This is a genomic window from Mycobacterium sp. ELW1 (assembly GCF_008329905.1).
Lineage (GTDB): Bacteria > Actinomycetota > Actinomycetes > Mycobacteriales > Mycobacteriaceae > Mycobacterium.
Map to the genome: position 1 here is coordinate 2199813 of NZ_CP032155.1, position 20884 is coordinate 2220696.

Here is a 20884-nt window from a genome sequence, read left to right on the forward strand (position 1 = left end):
TCGAACCGTGAGCACGCCCGCCCCGCTGGCCGCAGTAGTACTGGCTGGTGGGGCGTCGCGGCGTATGGGCCGGGACAAGGCGACCCTGCGGCACCCTGATGGTGGCGCCACGATGGTGGAGTACACCGTCGCCACGCTGAGCTCCCGCTGCGCGCCCGTGTTCGTGATCGCCGCTCCCGGCCAGGCGCTTCCTGCGCTCGACGGGCAGATCTTGCGTGACGAGGTCCGGGGGGTCGGGCCACTGCTGGCCACGGGTCGCGGGCTGCGGGCCGCCGCGGATGCTGGGGTGGAGCGCGCGTTCGTCAGCGCCGTCGACATGCCGTTCCTGTCCACCGACATCATCGACGAGCTCGCCCAGCACCGGGGTGTCGACATCGTGCTGCCGTGGGACGGCCGCGACCACTACCTGGCCGGCATCTACAACACCGCGCTGGCAGACCACATCGACGCCCTCGTTGCCGCGGGCGAACGGAGCATGCGCGCGCTGGCGGAGTCTGTCCTCACTCAGCGGATCGTCATGCCGGCCAGCCGCGCGCTGGCGAACGTCAATTCACCGGCTGATCTGGCGCAGCAAATCGCTGGATAAACGGCGTCCGGAGCGAATTCGGAATCGATCGACACTGTGATCGGCGCCGATTTTCCTCTTCTGAACCGGCCGTCCTCGCGCTGTTCCAGGACTGACTGAGGGACAACACAATTCGGGCGTTCGAAGCGTTCCGTTCGCAGTCCTGTCGGCCCGCCTCGGATCGAGACCGAGCGGTTGTGGAGTCGGGTAAACCCGCCATTGCCACACACTTGCCCGCCAGCTAACGAATTCCTCGATGTCGGGGCCGTTGGGGCAGGTGGGGCGGGTTTTGACGCAAGTGAACGGCCGCGTTCGCAAAGTTCGATGCCTTGCGTTATCAATAATTTGTGTCCGGGGCCACATTTTATACGTGATAAACGTCACGCGATTTACGGGCGTGTCAACAAAATGCCTGGCCGGGAAACTGCATCCTGACCTGCACAGACAACGCATAGCTTTCGCTCGTAACCATCTCGTGATCTAACCGAGATAAGCGTGTCGTTGATGTGACTTCATTTCTTCCGCTTTGTAGCGTCCTACCCGGTCCCGCAAGGGAGCAAACAACTGCAGATATGACTCCACACATTTGAACCCTGCGTGTGAGCGGGGCCGGGGAGGTCGTGACGACCTTCTGTGGATCACCGGCGGAAGTCATTCCGCGGTGATGCCGGCCGCCGCTGTCGTGCCTGACCGAGACGGCACGACCCGATACCCGGCTGTCCCACGGGACTGCATCCGTCCGACGACGGAATGGTCCGGCGCGCGTATGGCGAAAGGAAAACTCTTGAAGAACGTCCGCACAACGCTCGCACGATCCTTCGGCATCGCCGCCATCGGTGGCGCTACCGTCGTCGCTCCGATGGTCCTCGGCACCGCCACCGCTTCAGCGGACGGCATGAACTGGGACGCGGTCGCGGCGTGCGAGTCCGGCGGCAACTGGGCGATCAACACCGGCAACGGCTACTACGGCGGCCTGCAGTTCACCCTGGGCACCTGGCGTGCCAACGGTGGTTCGGGCTCGCCGCACATGGCGTCGCGCGATGAGCAGATTCGCGTGGCCGAGAACGTGCTGCGTACCCAGGGTCGAGGCGCCTGGCCGGTCTGCGGCCGTCGCGGCTGATACAGCGCTGATAAGGGTGGCGCCGGGTCGAAGACCCGGCGCCACCCTTATTTCTCCGGCCACTTCCTTATCAAAATTCTCAGAAAAATCAATCGACACGCCCGTAACAACTGCATCACGCGCTGCGATTCACATCACAGCGGCACACCAGTGCCCCCTTTGTCGGGAAGGGACAACACCAATGAGCACTCTGCGCAGGATCATCACCCTCTCAGTCATCTCCGCAGCCCTGGCCCTCGCCGGGTTCGTTCTGAGCATCGGAAATGCCAGCGCAGACAGCGGGGTGAACTGGGACGCGGTCGCGCAGTGCGAGTCCGGTGGCAACTGGGGCGCCAACACGGGCAACGGCTTCTCCGGCGGTCTGCAGTTCAGCGACGCCACCTGGAAGGCCAACGGCGGTATCGGCAGCGCGGCCCACGCGTCCCGTGAGGAGCAGATCCGGGTCGCCGAGAACGTCGCCCGCAAGCAGGGCATGGGCGCCTGGCCGACGTGCGGCAAGGCCGCCGGAACGCCCGCCTTCGCGACCCCGGTCTCCAGCGGTGCCGCCCCGGCTCAGGGTGGGGCCTGCGCCAACGTCATGAGCGGGCCGTTCAAGTCGATCGACTTCAACAAGATGTGCCAGGCCTTCCACGACCCGAGCCGCGCGATCGCCAACGCCCTCGGCCTGCGCTGATACCTCGCTGACGACGCCCAGCCGGCTCAGGCCGACTGGGCGTCGTCGCGCGTGGGGAGCCGGAAAGCCGACCGCGCGGCGATCGACGCCAGGTGTCGGGTCAGCAGCGCCTCCGGTACCGCCACCGTGGCCCGGCTGGCCAGCGCGCTCAGCACCGCCGGGCGCAGGTTCACCACGCGACCGATCAGCCGCGATTCCCCGGCGATCGCGCGCACCCGGCGGCGGCGGAACGACTCGAACGCGGCGAACGCCCCCGGCAGGTCGGGGGACAGGTCGACGAATGCGCCCAGCACGGCGGCATCCTCCAGCGCCTGGCACCCGCCCTGACCCAGATGGGGTCGCATGGGGTGGGCGGCGTCGCCGACCAGCACCACCGGGCCCGATGCCCAGCGGCGGGCAGTACTGCGGTCATAGAGGTCGTTGCGCAGCACCTCGGCGGGGTCGGTGGCCGCCAGAATGGCCGGGATCGGTGCGGCCCACGAGGCGAACTTGGCGCGCAGATAATCCAGCTCGCCGTGCGGTGCCGACGCACCCTCGGCGGCACGTTCGGTGGCGAACCAGTACGTCCGCTCGCCGCCCATCGGGACATGGCCGACCTCAGCCCCCGCGCCCATCGTCTCGCCGGCCAGGTCGGGGTCGATGGAGATCGACGCGACACCGCGCCACGCCGTGTATCCGGCGTAGCGGTGGTGCAGCGGGCCGTTGAGGTGGCGCGCCACCACTGAGCCGGTGCCGTCGGCGCCGACCACCGCGTCGACATCGCGGGTCGAGGAATCCGTCAGGTGAAGCCGTATCCCGGCAGCCGTCGAACTGAGCTTGCGCACCGCCACCCCGTCCACGACGGTGCCCGGCGGCAGTGCGCCGGCGAGAACGTCGCGCAGCGCGGCACGCTGCAGCACCACCAGCGGCTCACCCAGCGCGGTGACGATGCGCTCACCGGCCGGGCGGCGCAGCCAGCGACCGTCCTTCCAGCGGATCGCGCCCGCGGCGATCCGGCCGCCCGCACCCCGCACCTGATCGCCGAGCCCCAACTGGTCGAGGGCGGCCAGGGCGTTGGGCCAGATACTGATCCCCGCGCCGGAACCGGTATCGGTGCGTTCCTCGATCACGGTGACGGCATGACCGCGCTGGGCGAACGCGGCGGCCGTGGCGAGCCCGGCGATGCCTGCCCCGACGACTGCGATCTCGGCCATGCCCTGAACCTAACCGGCATGTGCTACCAACGGGACATGACCTCGGGCCCATTCGACGATCTCGACGACTACATCGCGCTGCCGCGGGTTTCCGGGCTGGCGGTGTCGGCCGACGGGTCGCGAGTGGTGACATGCGTCGCCGAACTCAACGACGCCAAGACCGAATACATCACCGCGGTGTGGGAACTGGATCCGGCCGGTGCGGCTCCGGCCCGCCGGCTGACGCGCGGTGCCAAAGGCGAAGCCGCACCGGCGTTCACCGCCGACGGCGATCTGCTGTTCACCTCGGTACGGCCCACTGCGGACGACGACAAACCGCCTGCCGCGCTCTGGCTGCTGCCCGCCGCCGGTGGGGAGGCTGTCCAGCTGGCCGAGCTGCCTGCCGGGATCACCGCTGTGCGGACCGCGCGCAGCGCGGACGCCGTCGTCATCGGTGCCCCGTTCTTGCCGTCGGCCGGCACCGTCGACGACGAGCGCCGGCTGCGGAAACTGCGCAAGGACAACAAGATCAGCGCGATCCTGCACACCGGCTACCCGGTGCGGCACTGGGACTCCGACCTCGGCCCGGATGAGACGCATCTGTTCCGCGTCGCAGCCGGCGGTGAGCTCACCGACGTCACGCGTGAGCCGGGACCTGCGCTTGGAGAGGCGGATTTCGCCGTGTCCCCGGACGGCACCTTCGCGGTCGCCACCTGGCGGGTGTCCGCGCCGCGCGCTGCCCTGCGATCGGTGCTGGTGCGCATCGACCTGGGGACCGGTGAGCGTGCGGTGATCGCCGAGGATCCCGCCGCGGACCTGGAGCACCCGGCCATCTCACCGGACGGCACGGCCGTGGTGTTCACCCGTGAGACGGTCTCGACGCCGCGTCAGGCGCCACGAATCACGTTGTGCCACTTGGATCTGCGCTCGGGCGACTGGACGCAACTGGCCGCCGGGTGGGACCGGTGGCCGGCGTCGGCGACCTGGGCGAATGACGGCTCCGCAGTTCTGGTCACCGCTGACGACAACGGCCGCTGCCCGATCTTCGCGATCAGTCTGGACGGCGACGTACGCCAGATCACCGACGACGACTTCAGCTACTCGAACGTCATCGCCGCACCCGACGGCATCCTGTATGCGCTGCGAAGCTCCTACGCCGCGCCGCCGCACCCCGTGCGCGTCGACCGAGACGGTGCGATCGGCGTGCTGCCGTGCGTGGAATTGCCCGAGCTGCCCGGCGAATTGACCGAGACCGTCGCGACCGCCGCCGACGGAACGAGGGTGCGGTCCTGGCTGGTGTTGCCGTCCGGCGGCGGCCAGGGACCCGCACCGCTGCTGCTGTGGATTCACGGCGGACCGCTGGGCAGCTGGAACGTGTGGTCGTGGCGGTGGAATCCGTGGTTGATGGCGGCCCGCGGGTACGCGGTGCTGCTGCCTGATCCGGCACTGTCCACCGGGTACGGCCAGGACTTCATCCAGCGCGGCTGGGGCGCCTGGGGCGGGCCGCCCTACGAGGATCTGATGGCCGCCGTCGACGCCGCGGTGGCCCACCCACGCATCGACGCCGGGCGCACGGCGGCGATGGGTGGGTCGTTCGGCGGTTATATGGCCAACTGGGTGGCCGGCCACACCGACCGCTTCGCGGCGATCGTCACTCACGCCAGCCTGTGGGCGCTCGACCAGTTCGGTCCGACCACCGACGGCGCCTACTACTGGGCTCGTGAGATGACACCGGCCATGGCGCAAGACAATTCGCCGCACCGCTTCGTCGAGCACATCACCACCCCGATGCTGGTGATTCACGGCGACAAGGACTATCGCGTGCCGATCGGCGAGGCCTTGCGGCTGTGGTACGAGCTGCTGACCGACTCCGGGTTGCCCGCCGCCGACGACGGCACCACGGCGCACCGGTTCCTGTACTTCCCGTCCGAGAACCACTGGGTGCTCTCGCCGCAGCACGCCAAGATCTGGTACCAGGTGGTCACCGCGTTCTTGGCCGAGCACGTGCTGGGGGAGACGGTGCAGTTCCCCGAAACGCTGGGCTGACCGGCCCCCGGTAAGTTGGCCATCATGACCTCAGCGGAGCGGGAATTCGACATCGTCGTATACGGGGCCACCGGATTCGTCGGCAAACTTACCGCCGAATACCTGGCCCGTTCCGGCGGTGACGTCCGGGTGGCCCTGGCCGGCCGATCGCCGGACAAGCTGCTGAAGGTGCGTGAAACGCTCGGCGAATCGGCGCAGAACTGGCCGATTCTGACCGCCGACGCCGGCTCCCCGTCATCGCTGGCCGACATGGCCGCGCGCGCCCGGGTCGTCATCACCACCGTCGGCCCCTACAGCCGCTACGGCCTGCCGCTGGTGGCCGCGTGTGCCGCGGCAGGCACCGACTACGCCGACCTCACCGGTGAGGCGATGTTCGTGCGGCAGAGCATCGACGATTACCACAAGCAGGCCGTCGACACCGGCGCGCGCATTGTGCATGCGTGCGGATTCGATTCCATCCCTTCGGATATGAGCGTGTTCGCCCTCTACCGTCGGGCACAGACTGACGGCACCGGCGAACTCGGGGACACCGACTTCGTGCTGCGCGGATTCTCCGGCGGAGTGTCAGGCGGCACGGTCGCCTCGATGATCGAGGTCTTCCGGGCCTCCTCCAACGATCCCAATACCCGGCGCATGCTCGAGGATCCCTACACCCTCACCCAGGACCGGGGTGCCGAGCCCGAACTGGGTCCGCAGCCCGACCTGCCGTGGCGGCGCGGCCGCGAGATCGCGCCCGAACTGGCCGGGGTGTGGACCACCGGCTTCGCGATGGCGATGTACAACACGCGGATCGTGCGGCGCAGCAACGCGCTTCTGGAGTACGCCTACGGACGCCGGCTGCGTTACGCCGAGTACATGAGCGTCGGCTCGTCGGTCGCCGCGCCGGTGGTGTCGGCGGTGGCCAGCGCGGCCAACAACGGTGTCGTCGCGCTGGGCAGCCGGTTCTTCCGGCTGCTGCCGCGCCGGCTGGTCGAGCGCATCGCCCCCAAGCCGGGCACCGGACCCAGCGAGCAGGCCCGCGACCGCGGCTACTACCGCGCCGAGACGTACACCACCACCACGACCGGCGCGCGCTACTGCGCCACCATCGCCCAGCAGGGCGATCCGGGATACAAAGCCACCTCGGTGATGCTCGGCGAATGTGGCCTCGCGCTGGCACTGGACCGTGACAAGTTGTCGGATCTGCGGGGTGTGCTGACGCCCGCCGCCGCCATGGGTGACGCGCTGCTCGACCGATTTCCCGCCGCCGGGATTTCCCTGCAGACGGTCCGCCTCGACGACTAATGTCAGCTGGGCGTGCCGCACATCCAGCAATGAAGGTGGACATCATGGCCGGTCTCGACGATCTCTACCGCCAGATCCCGGTTGCGGATATCGCCAGCAGGCTCGGTGCGCCAGAGGGTGAAGTGAACCAGGCGATCCAGACCCTGGTGCCCACCCTCGTCGGCAGCATCCAGCACAACGTCGTCTCCGACGACATCGACTCCAGCACGCTCGAATCGGCGATCGCCTCGCAGGCCGGTAGCGGCCTGCTCGACGGCGGGGTGAACGTCGACCAGGTCGACACCGGAGCAGGGGAGCAGTTCGTCGCGCGGATCTTCGGCGGCAACGACACCGACCAGGTGGCCTCGGCGCTGGCCGGCTCCGGTGCCGGCGGCGGGGACCTGATCAAGAAGCTGCTGCCGATCCTCATCCCGATCGTGCTGGCCTACCTGGGCAAGCAGGCCGGCGGCGGCTCGACCCAGGCCGGGCCGTCCGGCGGCGGGCTCGGTGACGTGCTCGGCAGCATCCTCGGTGGCGCCACCGGCGGCGCCGGGGGCGGCGACAACCCGCTCGGGAGCATTCTGGGCAACGTGCTCGGCGGTAAACAGGGCGGCGCCATCGGCGATATCTTGGGCGGCCTGCTGGGCGGCAAGAAGTAGCGCAGGTCACGAGCACACAGGTCGCTCGCCGGGCCGGTCTGCGGCGTTCCTAGACTTGTCGGGTGACCACGACTGACGACTCCCGCGCCGACGCCCTGCCCAAGTCCTGGGATCCGGGTGCCGTAGAGGCGGAGATCTATCAGGGCTGGGTCGATGCCGGCTACTTCACGGCCGATGCCACGAGCGACAAGCCCGCGTATTCCATCGTGCTGCCACCGCCGAACGTCACCGGCAGTCTGCACATGGGGCACGCGCTGGACCACACGCTGATGGACGCGCTGACCCGGCGCAAGCGCATGCAGGGCTACGAGGTGCTGTGGCTGCCGGGAATGGATCACGCCGGGATCGCGACCCAGAGCGTCGTCGAAAAGCAGCTCGCCGTGGACGGCAAGACCAAAGAGGACTTCGGCCGCGAGTTGTTCGTCGACAAGGTCTGGGATTGGAAGCGCGAATCCGGCGGCACCATCGGCGGCCAGATGCGTGCGATCGGGGACGGCGTCGACTGGAGCCGGGACCGCTTCACCATGGACGACGGTCTGTCGCGGGCGGTGCGCACGATCTTCAAACGCCTCTACGACGCGGGCCTGATCTACCAGGCCGAGCGGCTGGTCAACTGGTCGCCGGTGCTGGAGACCGCGATCAGCGACCTCGAGGTCAAGTACGAGGACGTCGAGGGCGAGCTGGTGTCCTTCCGGTACGGGTCCTTGGACGACGAAGGTCCCCATATCACCGTGGCCACCACCCGGCTGGAGACGATGCTCGGCGACACCGCGATCGCGGTGCACCCCGACGACGAGCGGTATCGGCACCTGGTCGGTCAGACGTTGCCGCATCCGTTCCTGGACCGGCAGATCATCATCGTCGCCGACGCGCATGTCGACCCCGAATTCGGTACCGGCGCAGTCAAAGTCACCCCCGCGCACGACCCGAACGACTTTGAGATCGGCCTGCGACACCAGCTGCCGATGCCGACGATGCTGGACACCAAGGGCCGGATCGCCGACACCGGAACGCAATTCGACGGTATGGACCGTTTCGAGGCGCGTGTCGCGGTGCGCGAGGCACTGGCCGCCCAGGGTCGCATCGTCGCCGAGAAGCGACCGTACCTGCACAGCGTCGGACATTCCGAGCGCAGCGGCGAGCCGATCGAACCGCGCCTGAGCCTGCAGTGGTGGGTGAAGGTCGAATCGCTGGCCAAGGCGGCCGGCGATGCGGTGCGCCAAGGCGACATCGTCATTCACCCGAAGAGTCTCGAGCCGCGCTGGTTCGGCTGGGTCGACGATATGCACGACTGGACCATCTCTCGGCAACTGTGGTGGGGTCACCGCATTCCGATCTGGCACGGCCCCAATGGCGAACAGGTGTGCGTCGGGCCCGACGAGACCCCTCCGGAGGGCTGGGAGCAGGACCCCGACGTGCTGGACACGTGGTTCTCGTCGGCGCTGTGGCCGTTCTCCACGATGGGCTGGCCCGACCGCACGCCCGAGTTGGAGAAGTTTTATCCGACAAGCGTTTTGGTGACCGGATACGACATCCTGTTCTTCTGGGTGGCGCGCATGGTCATGTTCGGCACGTTCGTGTCGGGCGACGAGGCGATCACGCTGGACGGCGCGCGCGGGCCGCAGGTGCCGTTCGAGAACGTCTTCCTGCACGGGCTGATCCGCGACGAGCACGGCCGCAAGATGAGCAAGTCGAAGGGTAACGGCATCGATCCGCTGGATTGGGTCGAACAATTCGGTGCCGACGCGCTGCGATTCACCCTGGCCCGCGGTGCCAGCCCGGGCGGCGACCTGTCCATCGGTGACGACGCCGCTCGCGCGTCGCGCAACTTCGCCACCAAGCTGTTCAACGCCACCCGTTTCGCGCTGATGAACGGCGCGGCCCCGGCGCAGTTGCCGGCTATCGCCGAGTTGACCGACGCCGATCGCTGGATTCTTGGCCGCCTGGAAGAGGTTCGCGCCGAAGTGGATTCGGCACTCGACGGCTACGAGTTCAGCCGAGCCTGCGAGTCGCTGTACCACTTCGCCTGGGACGAGTTCTGTGACTGGTATCTCGAATTGGCGAAAGTGCAGCTCGCTGAGCAGCTTTCGGATACCACCGCAGTGCTGGCCGCGGTGTTGGACACGCTGCTGAAGCTGCTGCACCCGGTGATGCCGTTCGTCACCGAGACGCTGTGGAAGGCGCTCACGGGCGGGGAATCGCTTGTGATCGCGCAGTGGCCGACCTCCTCGGGCCTCGCACTGGATACTGTTGCCGCCCAACGCATTGCCGATGTGCAGAAGCTGGTGACCGAGATCCGGCGGTTCCGTAGCGACCAGGGCCTGGCCGATCGGCAGAAGGTGCCCGCCCGGCTGACCGGTCTCGACGCGGCCGGCCTCGGCGGCCAGGTTGCCCCGGTCGCCGCGCTGGCGTGGCTGACCGATGCGAGCGCGGACTTCAACGCCAGCGCGCACATCGAGGTGCGGCTGTCGGCCGGCACCGTCACCGTGGAGGTCGACACCTCCGGCACCGTCGACGTGGCCGCCGAACGCCGCCGGCTGGAAAAGGACCTGGCTGCCGCGAACAAGGAATTGGCCGGAACCACAGCCAAACTCGACAACGAGGCGTTCCTGGCCAAGGCGCCCGACGACGTGGTCGCCAAGATCCGCGGTCGCCAGCAGCTGGCTGCCGAGGAAGTCGAGCGGATCACCGCCCGGCTGGCTGCACTGGCATGACCGAGCCGCTGGACTGGCGACACGAGACCCCGTCGCCCACACCCGACGAGATCGCCGCACTGCTGCAGGTGGAGCACCTGCTCGACCAGCGTTGGCCGGAAACAAAACTGGAGCCCAGCACCGCGCGCATCGAGGCGCTGATGGAGATGCTCGGCTCACCGCAGCTGAGTTACCCGTGCATCCACATCGCCGGGACCAACGGCAAGACGTCGGTGGCCCGCATCGTCGACGCCCTGCTGACCGCGTTCAGCCGCCGGACCGGACGGACCACCAGCCCGCACCTGCAGTCGGCGGTCGAGCGCATCGCGATCGACAACGAGCCGATCAGTCCGGCCCGTTACGTCGAGGTCTACCGCGAGATCGAGCCGTTCGTGCAGCTCGTCGACGCTCAGTCGCAACAAGACGGTGGCCCCGCGATGAGCAAGTTCGAGGTGCTGACCGCGATGGCGTTCGCCGCCTTCGCCGACGCGCCCGTCGACGTCGCCGTCGTCGAGGTGGGGATGGGCGGCCGCTGGGACGCCACCAACGTCGTCGACGCACCCGTCGCCGTGATCACCCCGATCGGCATCGATCACGCCGAATACCTCGGTGACACCATTGCCGAGATCGCGGCCGAGAAGGCCGGCATCATCGGGGCGCCGCGCGGGGATCTGGTGCAGACCGACACCGTCGCGGTGATCGGTCGCCAAGTCCCCGAGGCGATGGAAGTGCTTCTGGCCCAAGCCGTGAAGTCCGATGCCGCCGTCGCGCGGGAGGATTCCGAATTCGCGGTCCTGGGCCGCCAGGTCGCCATCGGGGGACAGGTGCTGCAACTACAGGGCCTGGGTGGGGTGTACTCCGACATCTTCCTGCCGCTGCACGGCGAGCATCAGGCTCACAACGCTGTCGTCGCGCTCGCCGCGGTCGAGGCGTTGTTCGGCGCCGGAGCCGACCGCCAACTCGACATCGACACGGTGCGGGCCGGGTTCGCCGCGGCCGCCAGCCCGGGCCGCCTCGAGCGGATGCGCAGCGCGCCGACGGTGTTCCTCGACGCCGCCCACAACCCGGCCGGCGCCGCCGCGCTGGCCGACGCGCTCGCGTCGGAATTCGATTTCCGGTTCCTGGTCGGCGTGCTGTCGCTGATGGGAGACAAGGACGTCACCGGCATCCTCACCGCGCTGGAGCCGGCCTTCGACCAGGTCGTCGTCACCCACAACGGGTCACCCCGCGCGCTCGAGGTCGATGCGCTGGCGCTGCGGGCCGAGGAGATCTTCGGGCCGGACCGGGTGGCGCGGGCCGACACGCTGGCCGACGCCATCGAGGTCGCCACCGCGATGGTGGAGGATTCCGCCGCCGATGAGGGGTTGTCCGGGGCCGGAATCGTCATCACCGGGTCGGTGGTGACCGCGGGCGCGGCGCGCACCCTGTTCGGGAAGGACCCGCAATGACCGAGACCCCGGCGGCTCCACCGGATCCGTGGAAGAGCTTCCGCGGGGTGATGGCCGGCACCCTCATCCTCGAGGCGATCGTCGTGCTGCTGGCGCTGCCGGTGGTCAGCATGGTCGGCGGCGGGCTGACCGGCTGGTCGACCGCCTACCTGGTGGGGTTCGCGGTTTTCCTGGTGCTGCTGGCCGGTGTCCAGGGCAGGCCGTGGGCCATCTGGTGCAACCTCGCGGTGCAGCTGATCCTGGTCGCCGGGTTCTTCGTCTATCCGGCGGTCGGCATGGTCGGCCTGTTGTTCGTGGCGGTGTGGGCGATCCTCGCCTACCTGCGCGCCGAGGTGCTGCGCAGGCAGCGCCGCGGCCTGCTGCCCGGCCAGCAGCAACCTCCGGAATGACGGGTACGCTGTGCGCCGTGTCTGCGCCGGCGACGGTGCGGAGCGAAGCGATGAGGAGGAACGGCGCCAGATGACGACCGAGCGGACCCTGGTTCTGATCAAGCCTGACGGCGTGCAGCGGCAGGTGGTCGGGGAGATCATCAGCCGAATCGAGCGCAAAGGCCTCACCCTGGCTGCCCTGGAGCTCAAGCAGGTCAGCGACGAGCTGGCCCGCGCGCACTACGCCGAACACGACGGCAAGCCGTTCTTCGACTCGCTGCTGGAGTTCATCACCTCCGGCAAGGTTGTCGCGGCCGTCCTGGAGGGCCCCCGCGCGATCGCGGCGTTTCGGCAGCTCGCCGGTGGTACCGACCCGGTCGAGAAGGCCACGCCCGGCACCATCCGCGGCGACTTCGGCCTGGAAACCCAGTTCAACCTCGTGCACGGGTCGGACTCCCCGGAGTCGGCCGAACGCGAGATCAACCTCTGGTTTCCCAACTTCTGAAGACACTTCCCACGCCACTGTCGTCCGAACCGCCCCCGCGGTGTGGGATACTGGCTGCGGGTGAGCCCTTAAAGCCCATCCGGATGAAGACTTACGACGTGCGCGACCACCACCAGGTGAGGCGCCGACCGTCACAGCCGTCATTCAGCCAGGCACCGAATTCGTTCGTTATGAGCCGTTCGGAGCGAGACCAATAAACAAGTCCGGGGAAAGTTACCGGGCACATAGCGGAAGCCCTCGCGTGGCCGCGTCGAAATGACGCGCCCGGGGGCTTGAGGAGAATACGTGGCCAACGATGACCTCTATCAGGATCTACCCGAAAACCCCACCTCGCCAGAGTGGGAACCCCCGGCGCCAGCCGCGGGTGACGAGTTGCCCGAACGCTTGAGAGTCCATTCGCTGGCTCGGGTGCTCGGCACCACCAGCAGGCGGGTGCTCGACGCCCTCAGCGAGCTCGACGGCCGCACCCGCAGCCCACACTCCAGCGTCGACCGCACCGATGCGGTACGCGTGCGCGACGTGCTGGCGGCGGCTGCTCCCGAGGACACCGCCGCTGAGCCCGTCGAGGCCGCTGCCGTCGTGGCGGAGGAGACCACCCCCGAGGCGGCTTCCGGCGCTCCGGAAATGCCCGACGTCCCCGAGACACCCGACACGGCTGAGGAGCCGGAGTCGCGGCTGATCCTGGAGACCACCGTCGTCGAGACGGTCGAGACTGTCGAGCAGGCGGCCTACATGCCGCTGTTCGTCGCCCCGCAGCCGGTCGAGGTCGAACGCAAGCCCCGGGTCGTGGTGGACGACGACGAGGACGACGAGGACGACGACGAGGACGACACGGACGAGTCCGGCGGCGAAACCGACGGTGACCAGTCCGAACGTCCCGCCAACCGCCGCCGCCGTCGCGGCCGGCGCGGCCGCGGCCGTGGCCGGGGTGAGCAGGGCGGCGCCGACGGCGAGAACGGCGACGACTCCGAGGCGGCCGACGAGACCGCGGAGTCCGGTGAGGAGTCCGAGAGCGACGACGACGACAGCGACGACGAGGCCAGCACCGGTGAAGGCGCGACCCGCCGGCGCCGTCGCCGCCGACGCCGCAAGACCGGCGGCGGCGATGATTCCGACAACGGATCGTCCGACGACCCGCCGAACACCGTCGTCCACGAACGTGCCCCGCGCGCCAAGGCCGAGCGTGACCCGGACGCGATCCAGGGCATCAGCGGCTCCACCCGGCTGGAAGCCAAACGCCAGCGCCGCCGCGACGGCCGCGACGCCGGTCGCCGGCGTCCGCCGATCCTGTCCGAGGCCGAATTCCTGGCCCGACGGGAGGCCGTCGACCGCGTGATGGTGGTGCGCGACAAGATCCGCACCGAACCGCCGCACGAGGGCGCCCGCTACACGCAGATCGCGGTCATGGAAGACGGCGTCGTCGTCGAGCACTTCGTGACCTCGGCCGCTTCGGCTTCTCTGGTCGGCAACATCTACCTCGGCATCGTGCAGAACGTGCTGCCCTCGATGGAGGCGGCGTTCGTCGACATCGGCCGCGGCCGCAACGGCGTGCTCTACGCCGGTGAGGTGAACTGGGAAGCCGCCGGCCTCGGCGGCGCGCAGCGCAAGATCGAACAGGCCCTCAAACCCGGTGACTACGTCGTCGTCCAGGTCAGCAAGGACCCGGTCGGCCACAAGGGCGCCAGGCTCACCACCCAGGTGTCACTGGCCGGGCGCTACCTCGTCTACGTGCCGGGCGCGTCGTCGACCGGGATCAGCCGCAAGCTGCCCGACACCGAACGTCAGCGGCTCAAGGAAATCCTGCGCGACGTGGTGCCCGACGACGCCGGCGTGATCATCCGGACGGCATCGGAAGGCGTCAAGGAAGAAGACATCCGCGGCGACGTCACCCGGCTGCAGGAACGCTGGAACACGATCGCGGCCGAAGCCGAGCGGGTCAAGGGAAACAAGGCCGGCGCTGCGATCGCGCTCTACGAAGAGCCCGACGTGCTGGTCAAGGTCATCCGCGACCTGTTCAACGAAGACTTCTCCGGGCTGATCGTCTCCGGCGACGACGCCTGGCAGACCATCAACGATTACGTCAGTTCCGTTGCGCCCGACCTGGTTTCGAAGCTGACCAAGTACGAGCCCGCGGGCGGGCCGGACGGTCCGGATGTGTTCGCCGTGCACCGCATCGACGAGCAGCTGGCCAAGGCGCTGGACCGCAAGGTGTGGCTGCCCTCGGGCGGCACGCTGGTGATCGACCGCACCGAGGCGATGACGGTCGTCGACGTCAACACCGGCAAGTTCACCGGCGCCGGCGGCAACCTCGAGCAGACGGTCACCAAGAACAATCTCGAGGCGGCCGAGGAGATCGTGCGCCAGCTGCGGCTGCGCGATATCGGCGGCATCGTGGTCATCGACTTCATCGACATGGTGCTGGAGTCCAACCGCGATCTCGTGTTGCGGCGTCTCACCGAGGCGCTGGGCCGGGACCGTACCCGCCATCAGGTGTCGGAGGTGACGTCGCTGGGCCTGGTCCAGCTGACCCGCAAGCGGCTGGGCACCGGCCTGATCGAGGCGTTCTCCACCACCTGTACGCACTGCAGTGGCCGCGGCATCGTGCTGCATGCCGATCCTGTCGACACCACCCAGGCGGCCGGGCGTAAGTCCGAGTCCGGCAATGGCGGTGCCGGCGGCGGCGGTGGACGGCGCGGCAAGCGGGGCAAACGTGGCCGCGCCGAAGAGGCGCCGGTGGCGAAGGTGCCCCAGCACAGCACTGAGCATCCGATGTTCAAGGCGATGGCAGCCGCCAACGGCAAGCACGAGGATGACGAGGCCGAAGAAGAACTGGCCGACGAGATCGAGCGGGAGACCGAGGCCGACGACCTCGACGCATCGGACGATACCGCCGAGCAGGTCGCCCAGGAGGTCGCCGACGAGGATCTCGATGACGACTCCGACGACGACGATGATTCCGATGACGACGACGAGTCCGATGACGACGAGTCCGATGACGACGACGAGGACGAGGACGACGAGATCGACGTCGACCTGGACGAAGACGACGAGGACCTCGACGAAGTCAGCCTGGATGTCGACGATGACGAAGACGACGACGAGTCTGAGGATGACGACGACGACCTCGACGACGAGGACGACGCCGACTCCGACGACTTCGGCCAACCGGTCGTGACCTCGGCACCTGCGGCGTCGGCACGCCGGCCGCGGCGCCGGTCGGCGGCCCGACCAGCGGGCCCGCCGACCTCCTAGGGTGGCGGTTTGACCCTCCCGGTGCTGGTCACGTACCCTTGACCAGTTGTCGCCAGGCGTCCGTCGCCGGTGGCAGCGGGCTCAAGATCCCGCACCCCAAGACCCGCGCACGCAGCTTCGGTTAGCGCGCGCCCGCAGAGCAAGAGCGAAGGACCCACAATGGCAGGCGATAAGGTCACGTACGCAATCGTCAAGACCGGCGGCAAGCAGTACAAGGTCGCCGTCGGCGACATCGTCAAGGTCGAGAAGCTCGAGGTCGAGGCCGGCGCGTCCGTTTCGCTGCCCGTCGCCCTCGTTGTCGACGGCGCCACGGTGACCACCGACGCCAAGGCCCTGGAGAAGGTCGCGGTCACCGGTGAGGTGCTCGAGCACACCAAGGGCCCGAAGATCCGCATCCACAAGTTCAAGAACAAGACCGGTTACCACAAGCGGCAGGGGCACCGTCAGCCGCTGACCGTGCTCAAGGTCACCGGAATCAAGTAGCGACAGGGAGCAATCTGACATGGCACACAAGAAGGGCGCTTCCAGCTCACGCAACGGTCGCGACTCCAATGCTCAGCGCCTTGGCGTCAAGCGCTTCGGCGGTCAGCTCGTCAAGGCCGGCGAGATCCTCGTCCGCCAGCGTGGCACCCACTTCCACCCGGGCGTGAACGTCGGTCGCGGCGGTGACGACACCCTGTTCGCCACGGCCCCCGGCCTGGTGGAGTTCGGCGTCAAGCGCGGCCGCAAGACCGTCAACATCGTTCGCGCCGCGCGACCGGAGTAGGTCTGCATCGCGAGTGTGAATCCACTGCGAGGTCCAGACCCATAACTCGCATCAGATTCACACTCGACGATTGAAAGGACGCTCCGATGCCTCGTTTCGTCGATCGCGTCGTCATCCATGCCCGCGCGGGCAGCGGTGGAAACGGCTGCGCCTCGGTCCACCGGGAGAAATTCAAGCCACTCGGTGGGCCTGACGGCGGTAACGGCGGGCGCGGCGGCAGCGTCGTGCTCATCGTGGACCCGCAGGTGCACACCCTGCTCGACTTCCACTTCCACCCGCATGTCGCGGCTCAGTCCGGCACGCAGGGGATGGGCAGTAACCGCGAGGGCGCCAACGGCGCCGATCTCGAGGTGAAGGTTCCCGACGGCACCGTCGTGCTCGATTCCGACGGGCGGCTGCTGGCCGACCTGGTCGGTGCGGGCACCCGTTTCGTCGCCGCCGAAGGCGGCCGCGGCGGGCTGGGGAACGCCGCCTTGGCCTCGCGGGCCCGCAAAGCTCCGGGGTTCGCGCTGCTCGGCGAGAAGGGTGAGGAACGCGAACTCACCCTGGAACTCAAGACGGTCGCCGACGTCGGTCTGATCGGGTTCCCGTCGGCAGGCAAATCCTCACTGGTGTCGGTGATCTCGGCGGCCAAGCCCAAGATCGCGGACTACCCGTTCACCACCCTGGTGCCCAATCTCGGTGTCGTCTCGGCCGGTGACCACACGTTCACCGTCGCCGACGTCCCCGGCTTGATCCCCGGCGCCTCGGAAGGTCGCGGTCTCGGCCTGGACTTCCTGCGCCACATCGAACGCTGCGCACTACTGGTGCACGTGGTCGACTGTGCCACCCTCGAACCGGGTCGCGACCCGATCTCCGACATCGACGCCCTGGAAGCCGAGCTGGCCGCGTATCGCCCGACGCTGCAAGGTGATACGACGCTGGGTGACCTGGCCGACCGGCCGCGGGCGGTGGTGCTCAACAAGATCGACGTTCCCGAGGCCAGGGAACTGGCCGACTTCGTGCGCCCCGACATCGAGGCGCGCGGCTGGCCGGTCTTCGAGGTGTCGACCGTGAGCCGGGAAGGCTTGCGCGAGTTGACTTTCGCGCTGTGGGACATGGTGGCGGCCTACCAGGCGGCCCAGCCCGAGGTGGTGCCGCGCCGCCCGGTGATCCGGCCGGTCCCGGTCGACCAGACCGGGTTCACCGTCGAGGCCGACCCGCACAACTCCGGCGGTTTCGTGGTGCGTGGTGTGCGGCCCGAACGGTGGATCGCTCAAACGAACTTCGACAACGACGAAGCCGTCGGCTACCTCGGCGACCGGCTTGCCCGCCTCGGGGTGGAGGACCAATTGCGCAAACTCGGCGCCAAACCGGGTTGCGCGGTCACCATCGGCGACATGACGTTCGACTGGGAGCCGCAGACTCCGGCGGGTGTCGACGTCGTACCGACCGGCCGTGGCACCGATGCCCGGCTTGAGCAGACCGACCGGATCGGTGCCGACGAGCGCAAGGAGGCGCGCCGCCAGCGTCGTGAGCACGAGGGCGAAGCGTGAGCCAGTACCGCGACGCCGTGCGCTCGGCGCGCAGCGTCGTCGTCAAGATCGGCACCACGGCACTGACCACGAAATCCGGGTTGTTCGACGCCGGCCGGCTGGCGAAGCTGGTCGAGGCGATCGAGGCACGGATGAAGGCCGGCTCCGACGTGGTGATCGTGTCCTCGGGTGCGATCGCCGCCGGGATCGAGCCGCTCGGGCTGAACCGGCGCCCCACCGATCTCGCGACCAAGCAGGCTGCCGCCAGCGTCGGGCAGGTCGCGTTGGTCAACGCGTGGAGTGCGGCCTTCGCCCGCTACGACCGCACCGTCGGCCAGGTGCTGCTGACCGCGCATGACATCTCGATGCGGGTGCAGCACACGAACGCTCAGCGCACCCTGAACCGGCTGCGCTCACTGCACGCGGTGGCGATCGTCAACGAGAACGACACGGTGGCCACCAACGAGATTCGCTTCGGCGACAACGATCGGCTCTCGGCGCTGGTGGCCCACCTCGTCGGCGCCGACGCGCTGATCCTGCTGTCCGACATCGACGGGCTGTATGACGCCGACCCGCGCAAGTCGGACGCCCGCTTCATCCCGGAAGTGACCGGGCCCGACGACCTCGGCGGAGTGGTGGCCGGTGAGGGCAGCCGGCTGGGCACCGGGGGGATGCGCTCCAAACTGTCCTCGGCGCTGCTCGCCGCAGACGCCGGAGTTCCGGTGCTGCTGGCCGCGTCGGTCGATGCCGACGCCGCCCTGACCGACGCATCGGTGGGCACGGTGTTCGCGCCGCGGCCCGACCGGATGTCGGCGCGGCGATTCTGGGTTCGCTACGCGGCCGAAGCGTCCGGTGCACTCACGCTCGATCCCGGGGCGGTCCGCGCGGTGGTCAAGCAGCGCCGGTCACTGCTGGCTGCGGGGATCACCGGGGTGTCGGGCCGGTTCTTCGGCGGCGACGTCGTCGAACTGCGCGACACCGACGGTGAGATGGTCGCCCGCGGGGTGGTGGCCTACGACGCCGGCGAGCTGACGACCATGATCGGCCGCTCGACGTCGGACCTGCCGGCCGACATGCGCCGTCCCGCAGTGCACGCCGACGATCTGGTGGCCGTCTAGGTCGCGGAGGTCAGGCCGGACAGTTCGTCGGCCAGCAGCGCCAGCATCGGCGAGCAGCCGCTGTCCACGGTGACGGAGGCCAGCGCGTCCCCGCGGGTGGCGCCGCGGTTGATGATCGCGATCGGCATGCCCAGCGCGGCGGCGTGCCGCACGAACCGGTAGCCGGAGAACACCGTCAGCGAGGATCCGGCCACCAGCAGTGCATCGGAGTCGTCGACCAGTGAATATGCCTGGGCCACAACATCTTTGTGCACGCTCTCGCCGAAGTAGACGATGTCGGGTTTGAGCATGCCGCCGCACGACGGGCAGTCGATGAACCGGAACGACTCGGTGTCGGTGACCATGGCGTCCGCATCGGGTGCGACGGCGATACCGCCGAGCCGCTCGGCGCGTTCGGCGAAACCCGGGTTGGCTGCCTCGAGTTCGTCGGCCAGCGCCGCGCGCGACATGGTGTACCCGCAGTCCAGGCACACCACCTGCGCGTAGGTGCCGTGCAGGTTGATGACATTGCGGCTGCCCGCCTTGGTGTGCAGCAGGTCCACGTTCTGAGTAATGATGCCGGCGACCACGCCGGCGCGCTCCAGATGGGCCAGCGCCCGGTGCCCGGCGTTGGGCATGGTCTGGGCCATATGCCGCCAGCCCAGGTGATTGCGCGCCCAGTAGCGCTGCCGGAACGCCTGACTCGAGGTGAATTGGCGAATCGTCATCGGATTGGCCGGCGGTGAATCCGGGCCGCGATAGTCGGGGATGCCCGAGTCGGTGGAGATCCCGGCACCGGTGAGCACGGCCACGCGCCGGCCCGCCAACAACGAGACCAGTTCGGGGCTTTCCACGCCCTCCAGAGTATGCGGGCTAGCCGAAGTTGGTGAGCGGGCTCAATACGTCGTGAGCGAACTGCGTGATGTTCAGCGTCGGGTTGCCGTCCGGATAGCTCACGGTGGCCAGCAGATTGGCGCCGGCGTCGACGAAATCGCCGTCGGCGCGGCCCTGGTGGGTCGACGACGTCACCAGAATGATGCCCGAGGTGCCGGCTTTCTTGGCCAGCGGCACCGAGAACTGTGCGTTCTGCACCGTGCTGTTGGCCCGGTCCTCGACGATGATCCGGCTGTCGGGGAAGTTGAGCATCAACAGCATCCGGCGCATCTGAGCGGCTTCGGTCACACCGTTCTGCGGGTTGCCGCCGGTGACGATGATCGGGGAGTGCGGGTACATCTGCGCCACCGCGAGCCCGGTCAGCACCCGGCGTCGCAGGATCATCCGCATCGAGCCGTCCGGCAGCAGGCCGTAACCCAGAACGACGATCGCCGGATTGGAGAAGTCCTTGGCGGCTACCGGTTCAGCCTGGGCGGCAGCCGGCACGATCTCACCGATCAGCGTGGCGACGACAAGGAGCAGGGCGCCGCAGGCGGCTTTCCATCGACGTCGCACTCTTCCTCCGACCCAGGTCAACTTGCTGCTTGCCTCATCGTGCGGGCGCGAACGGTCGTTACGGAAGCGTCAGGCTTCATAGCCGTTCCATAGCCCGGGCCATGGCGGCGTACTCCAGGAAGTCGTAGTGGGCGACAAGTCGACGATGGCTGACATGAGCTTCGTGAGCCGCCCGGTGCGCCGCGATCCAGCGCGAGACCATGCCCGACTTGGGGTGCGCGGAGATGGTGGCAGCCGTCAGCATCCTCACCTCGTGTTCGGTGATCAGCACGGTCGGCCTGGTGTCGACGACTC

Annotated in this window: 18 protein-coding genes and 1 pseudogene; 15 read left to right on the forward strand and 4 right to left on the reverse strand. The window is 68.5% G+C overall.

Going from position 1 to position 20884, the window contains the following annotated elements; genetic code table 11:
* The first annotated feature begins 7 nt into the window (after nt 1-7).
* From mobA to D3H54_RS10200, 3 genes and pseudogenes are all read left to right on the forward strand, one after another.
* Nucleotides 8-586 carry a molybdenum cofactor guanylyltransferase gene (gene mobA / locus D3H54_RS10190; protein WP_149378933.1) on the forward strand — a complete coding sequence of 193 codons (579 nt, stop codon included), beginning with the start codon at nt 8-10 and terminating at the stop codon, nt 584-586.
* Nucleotides 587-1349: 763 nt separating this feature from the next.
* Nucleotides 1350-1685: a transglycosylase family protein gene (locus tag D3H54_RS31755; RefSeq protein WP_149378934.1), complete on the forward strand. Its 336-nt coding sequence runs from the start codon at nt 1350-1352 to the stop codon at nt 1683-1685.
* A 283-nt stretch (nt 1686-1968) separates the two neighbouring features.
* Nucleotides 1969-2358, forward strand: a pseudogene (locus D3H54_RS10200) (transglycosylase family protein); the annotation flags it as partial.
* A gap of 26 nt (nt 2359-2384) precedes the next feature.
* Here D3H54_RS10200 and D3H54_RS10205 read toward each other — a convergent pair.
* Entirely contained in the window at nt 2385-3551 is a 1167-nt protein-coding gene (locus D3H54_RS10205; protein WP_149378936.1) for an FAD-dependent oxidoreductase, read from the reverse strand.
* Between the two features lie 36 nt (nt 3552-3587).
* On the opposite strand from D3H54_RS10205, the gene D3H54_RS10210 reads away from it, so the two are divergent.
* From D3H54_RS10210 to proB, 12 genes are all read left to right on the forward strand, one after another.
* Nucleotides 3588-5576, forward strand: coding sequence for a S9 family peptidase (locus D3H54_RS10210; RefSeq protein ID WP_149378937.1), 1989 nt, complete (start codon nt 3588-3590; stop codon nt 5574-5576).
* Nucleotides 5577-5600: 24 nt separating this feature from the next.
* Nucleotides 5601-6860 (forward strand): saccharopine dehydrogenase family protein, encoded by a 1260-nt coding sequence (locus tag D3H54_RS10215; RefSeq protein ID WP_149378938.1) that lies wholly within the window; start codon nt 5601-5603, stop codon nt 6858-6860.
* 44 nt (nt 6861-6904) lie between these two features.
* Entirely contained in the window at nt 6905-7498 is a 594-nt protein-coding gene (locus D3H54_RS10220; RefSeq protein ID WP_149378939.1) for a DUF937 domain-containing protein, read from the forward strand.
* Nucleotides 7499-7560: 62 nt separating this feature from the next.
* Nucleotides 7561-10212, forward strand: a complete 2652-nt coding sequence (locus D3H54_RS10225; RefSeq protein ID WP_149378940.1) for a valine--tRNA ligase — start codon at nt 7561-7563, stop codon at nt 10210-10212.
* Nucleotides 10209-11639, forward strand: coding sequence for a bifunctional tetrahydrofolate synthase/dihydrofolate synthase (folC, locus tag D3H54_RS10230; protein WP_149378941.1), 1431 nt, complete (start codon nt 10209-10211; stop codon nt 11637-11639). Before D3H54_RS10225 ends, folC begins: the two co-directional genes overlap by 4 nt.
* Nucleotides 11636-12028 (forward strand): DUF4233 domain-containing protein, encoded by a 393-nt coding sequence (locus D3H54_RS10235; RefSeq protein ID WP_115320726.1) that lies wholly within the window; start codon nt 11636-11638, stop codon nt 12026-12028. Before folC ends, D3H54_RS10235 begins: the two co-directional genes overlap by 4 nt.
* A gap of 70 nt (nt 12029-12098) precedes the next feature.
* Nucleotides 12099-12512, forward strand: coding sequence for a nucleoside-diphosphate kinase (ndk, locus tag D3H54_RS10240; RefSeq protein ID WP_102805783.1), 414 nt, complete (start codon nt 12099-12101; stop codon nt 12510-12512).
* A 285-nt stretch (nt 12513-12797) separates the two neighbouring features.
* Nucleotides 12798-15764, forward strand: a complete 2967-nt coding sequence (gene rne, locus D3H54_RS10245; RefSeq protein ID WP_149378942.1) for a ribonuclease E — start codon at nt 12798-12800, stop codon at nt 15762-15764.
* A 159-nt stretch (nt 15765-15923) separates the two neighbouring features.
* A complete protein-coding gene (gene rplU / locus D3H54_RS10250; RefSeq protein ID WP_036344397.1) occupies nt 15924-16247 on the forward strand; it encodes a 50S ribosomal protein L21 in 324 nt (107 codons plus the stop codon).
* A 19-nt stretch (nt 16248-16266) separates the two neighbouring features.
* Nucleotides 16267-16530: a 50S ribosomal protein L27 gene (rpmA, locus tag D3H54_RS10255; protein ID WP_036344398.1), complete on the forward strand. Its 264-nt coding sequence runs from the start codon at nt 16267-16269 to the stop codon at nt 16528-16530.
* A gap of 86 nt (nt 16531-16616) precedes the next feature.
* On the forward strand, nt 16617-18065 hold the full coding sequence (gene obgE, locus D3H54_RS10260) for a GTPase ObgE (RefSeq protein ID WP_149378943.1): 1449 nt from the start codon (nt 16617-16619) through the stop codon (nt 18063-18065).
* Nucleotides 18062-19162, forward strand: coding sequence for a glutamate 5-kinase (gene proB / locus D3H54_RS10265; protein WP_149378944.1), 1101 nt, complete (start codon nt 18062-18064; stop codon nt 19160-19162). Before obgE ends, proB begins: the two co-directional genes overlap by 4 nt.
* Here proB and D3H54_RS10270 read toward each other — a convergent pair.
* The 3 genes from D3H54_RS10270 to D3H54_RS10280 all read right to left on the reverse strand — a co-directional run bounded on the left by D3H54_RS10270 (nt 19159) and on the right by D3H54_RS10280 (nt 20861).
* Nucleotides 19159-19995 carry an NAD-dependent protein deacetylase gene (locus D3H54_RS10270; protein WP_149378945.1) on the reverse strand — a complete coding sequence of 279 codons (837 nt, stop codon included), beginning with the start codon at nt 19993-19995 and terminating at the stop codon, nt 19159-19161. The two genes, proB and D3H54_RS10270, sit on opposite strands and share 4 nt — an antisense overlap.
* Nucleotides 19996-20014: 19 nt before the next feature.
* Nucleotides 20015-20590, reverse strand: a complete 576-nt coding sequence (locus D3H54_RS10275) for a YdcF family protein (RefSeq protein WP_149378946.1) — start codon at nt 20588-20590, stop codon at nt 20015-20017.
* Between the two features lie 76 nt (nt 20591-20666).
* A complete protein-coding gene (locus D3H54_RS10280) occupies nt 20667-20861 on the reverse strand; it encodes a hypothetical protein (RefSeq protein WP_149378947.1) in 195 nt (64 codons plus the stop codon).
* Between the last annotated feature and the right edge of the window lie 23 nt (nt 20862-20884).

Excerpts from the sequence above, each read along its gene's own strand:
- D3H54_RS10205 (WP_149378936.1), bottom strand. The coding sequence starts at position 3,551 with ATGGCCGAGATCGCAGTCGTCGGGGCAGGCATCGCCGGGCTCGCCACG.
- D3H54_RS10210 (WP_149378937.1), top strand. The coding sequence starts at position 3,588 with ATGACCTCGGGCCCATTCGACGATCTCGACGACTACATCGCGCTGCCG.
- D3H54_RS10215 (WP_149378938.1), top strand. The coding sequence starts at position 5,601 with ATGACCTCAGCGGAGCGGGAATTCGACATCGTCGTATACGGGGCCACC.
- D3H54_RS10220 (WP_149378939.1), top strand. The coding sequence starts at position 6,905 with ATGGCCGGTCTCGACGATCTCTACCGCCAGATCCCGGTTGCGGATATC.
- folC (WP_149378941.1), top strand. The coding sequence starts at position 10,209 with ATGACCGAGCCGCTGGACTGGCGACACGAGACCCCGTCGCCCACACCC.
- D3H54_RS10235 (WP_115320726.1), top strand. The coding sequence starts at position 11,636 with ATGACCGAGACCCCGGCGGCTCCACCGGATCCGTGGAAGAGCTTCCGC.
- ndk (WP_102805783.1), top strand. The coding sequence starts at position 12,099 with ATGACGACCGAGCGGACCCTGGTTCTGATCAAGCCTGACGGCGTGCAG.
- rplU (WP_036344397.1), top strand. The coding sequence starts at position 15,924 with ATGGCAGGCGATAAGGTCACGTACGCAATCGTCAAGACCGGCGGCAAG.
- rpmA (WP_036344398.1), top strand. The coding sequence starts at position 16,267 with ATGGCACACAAGAAGGGCGCTTCCAGCTCACGCAACGGTCGCGACTCC.
- obgE (WP_149378943.1), top strand. The coding sequence starts at position 16,617 with ATGCCTCGTTTCGTCGATCGCGTCGTCATCCATGCCCGCGCGGGCAGC.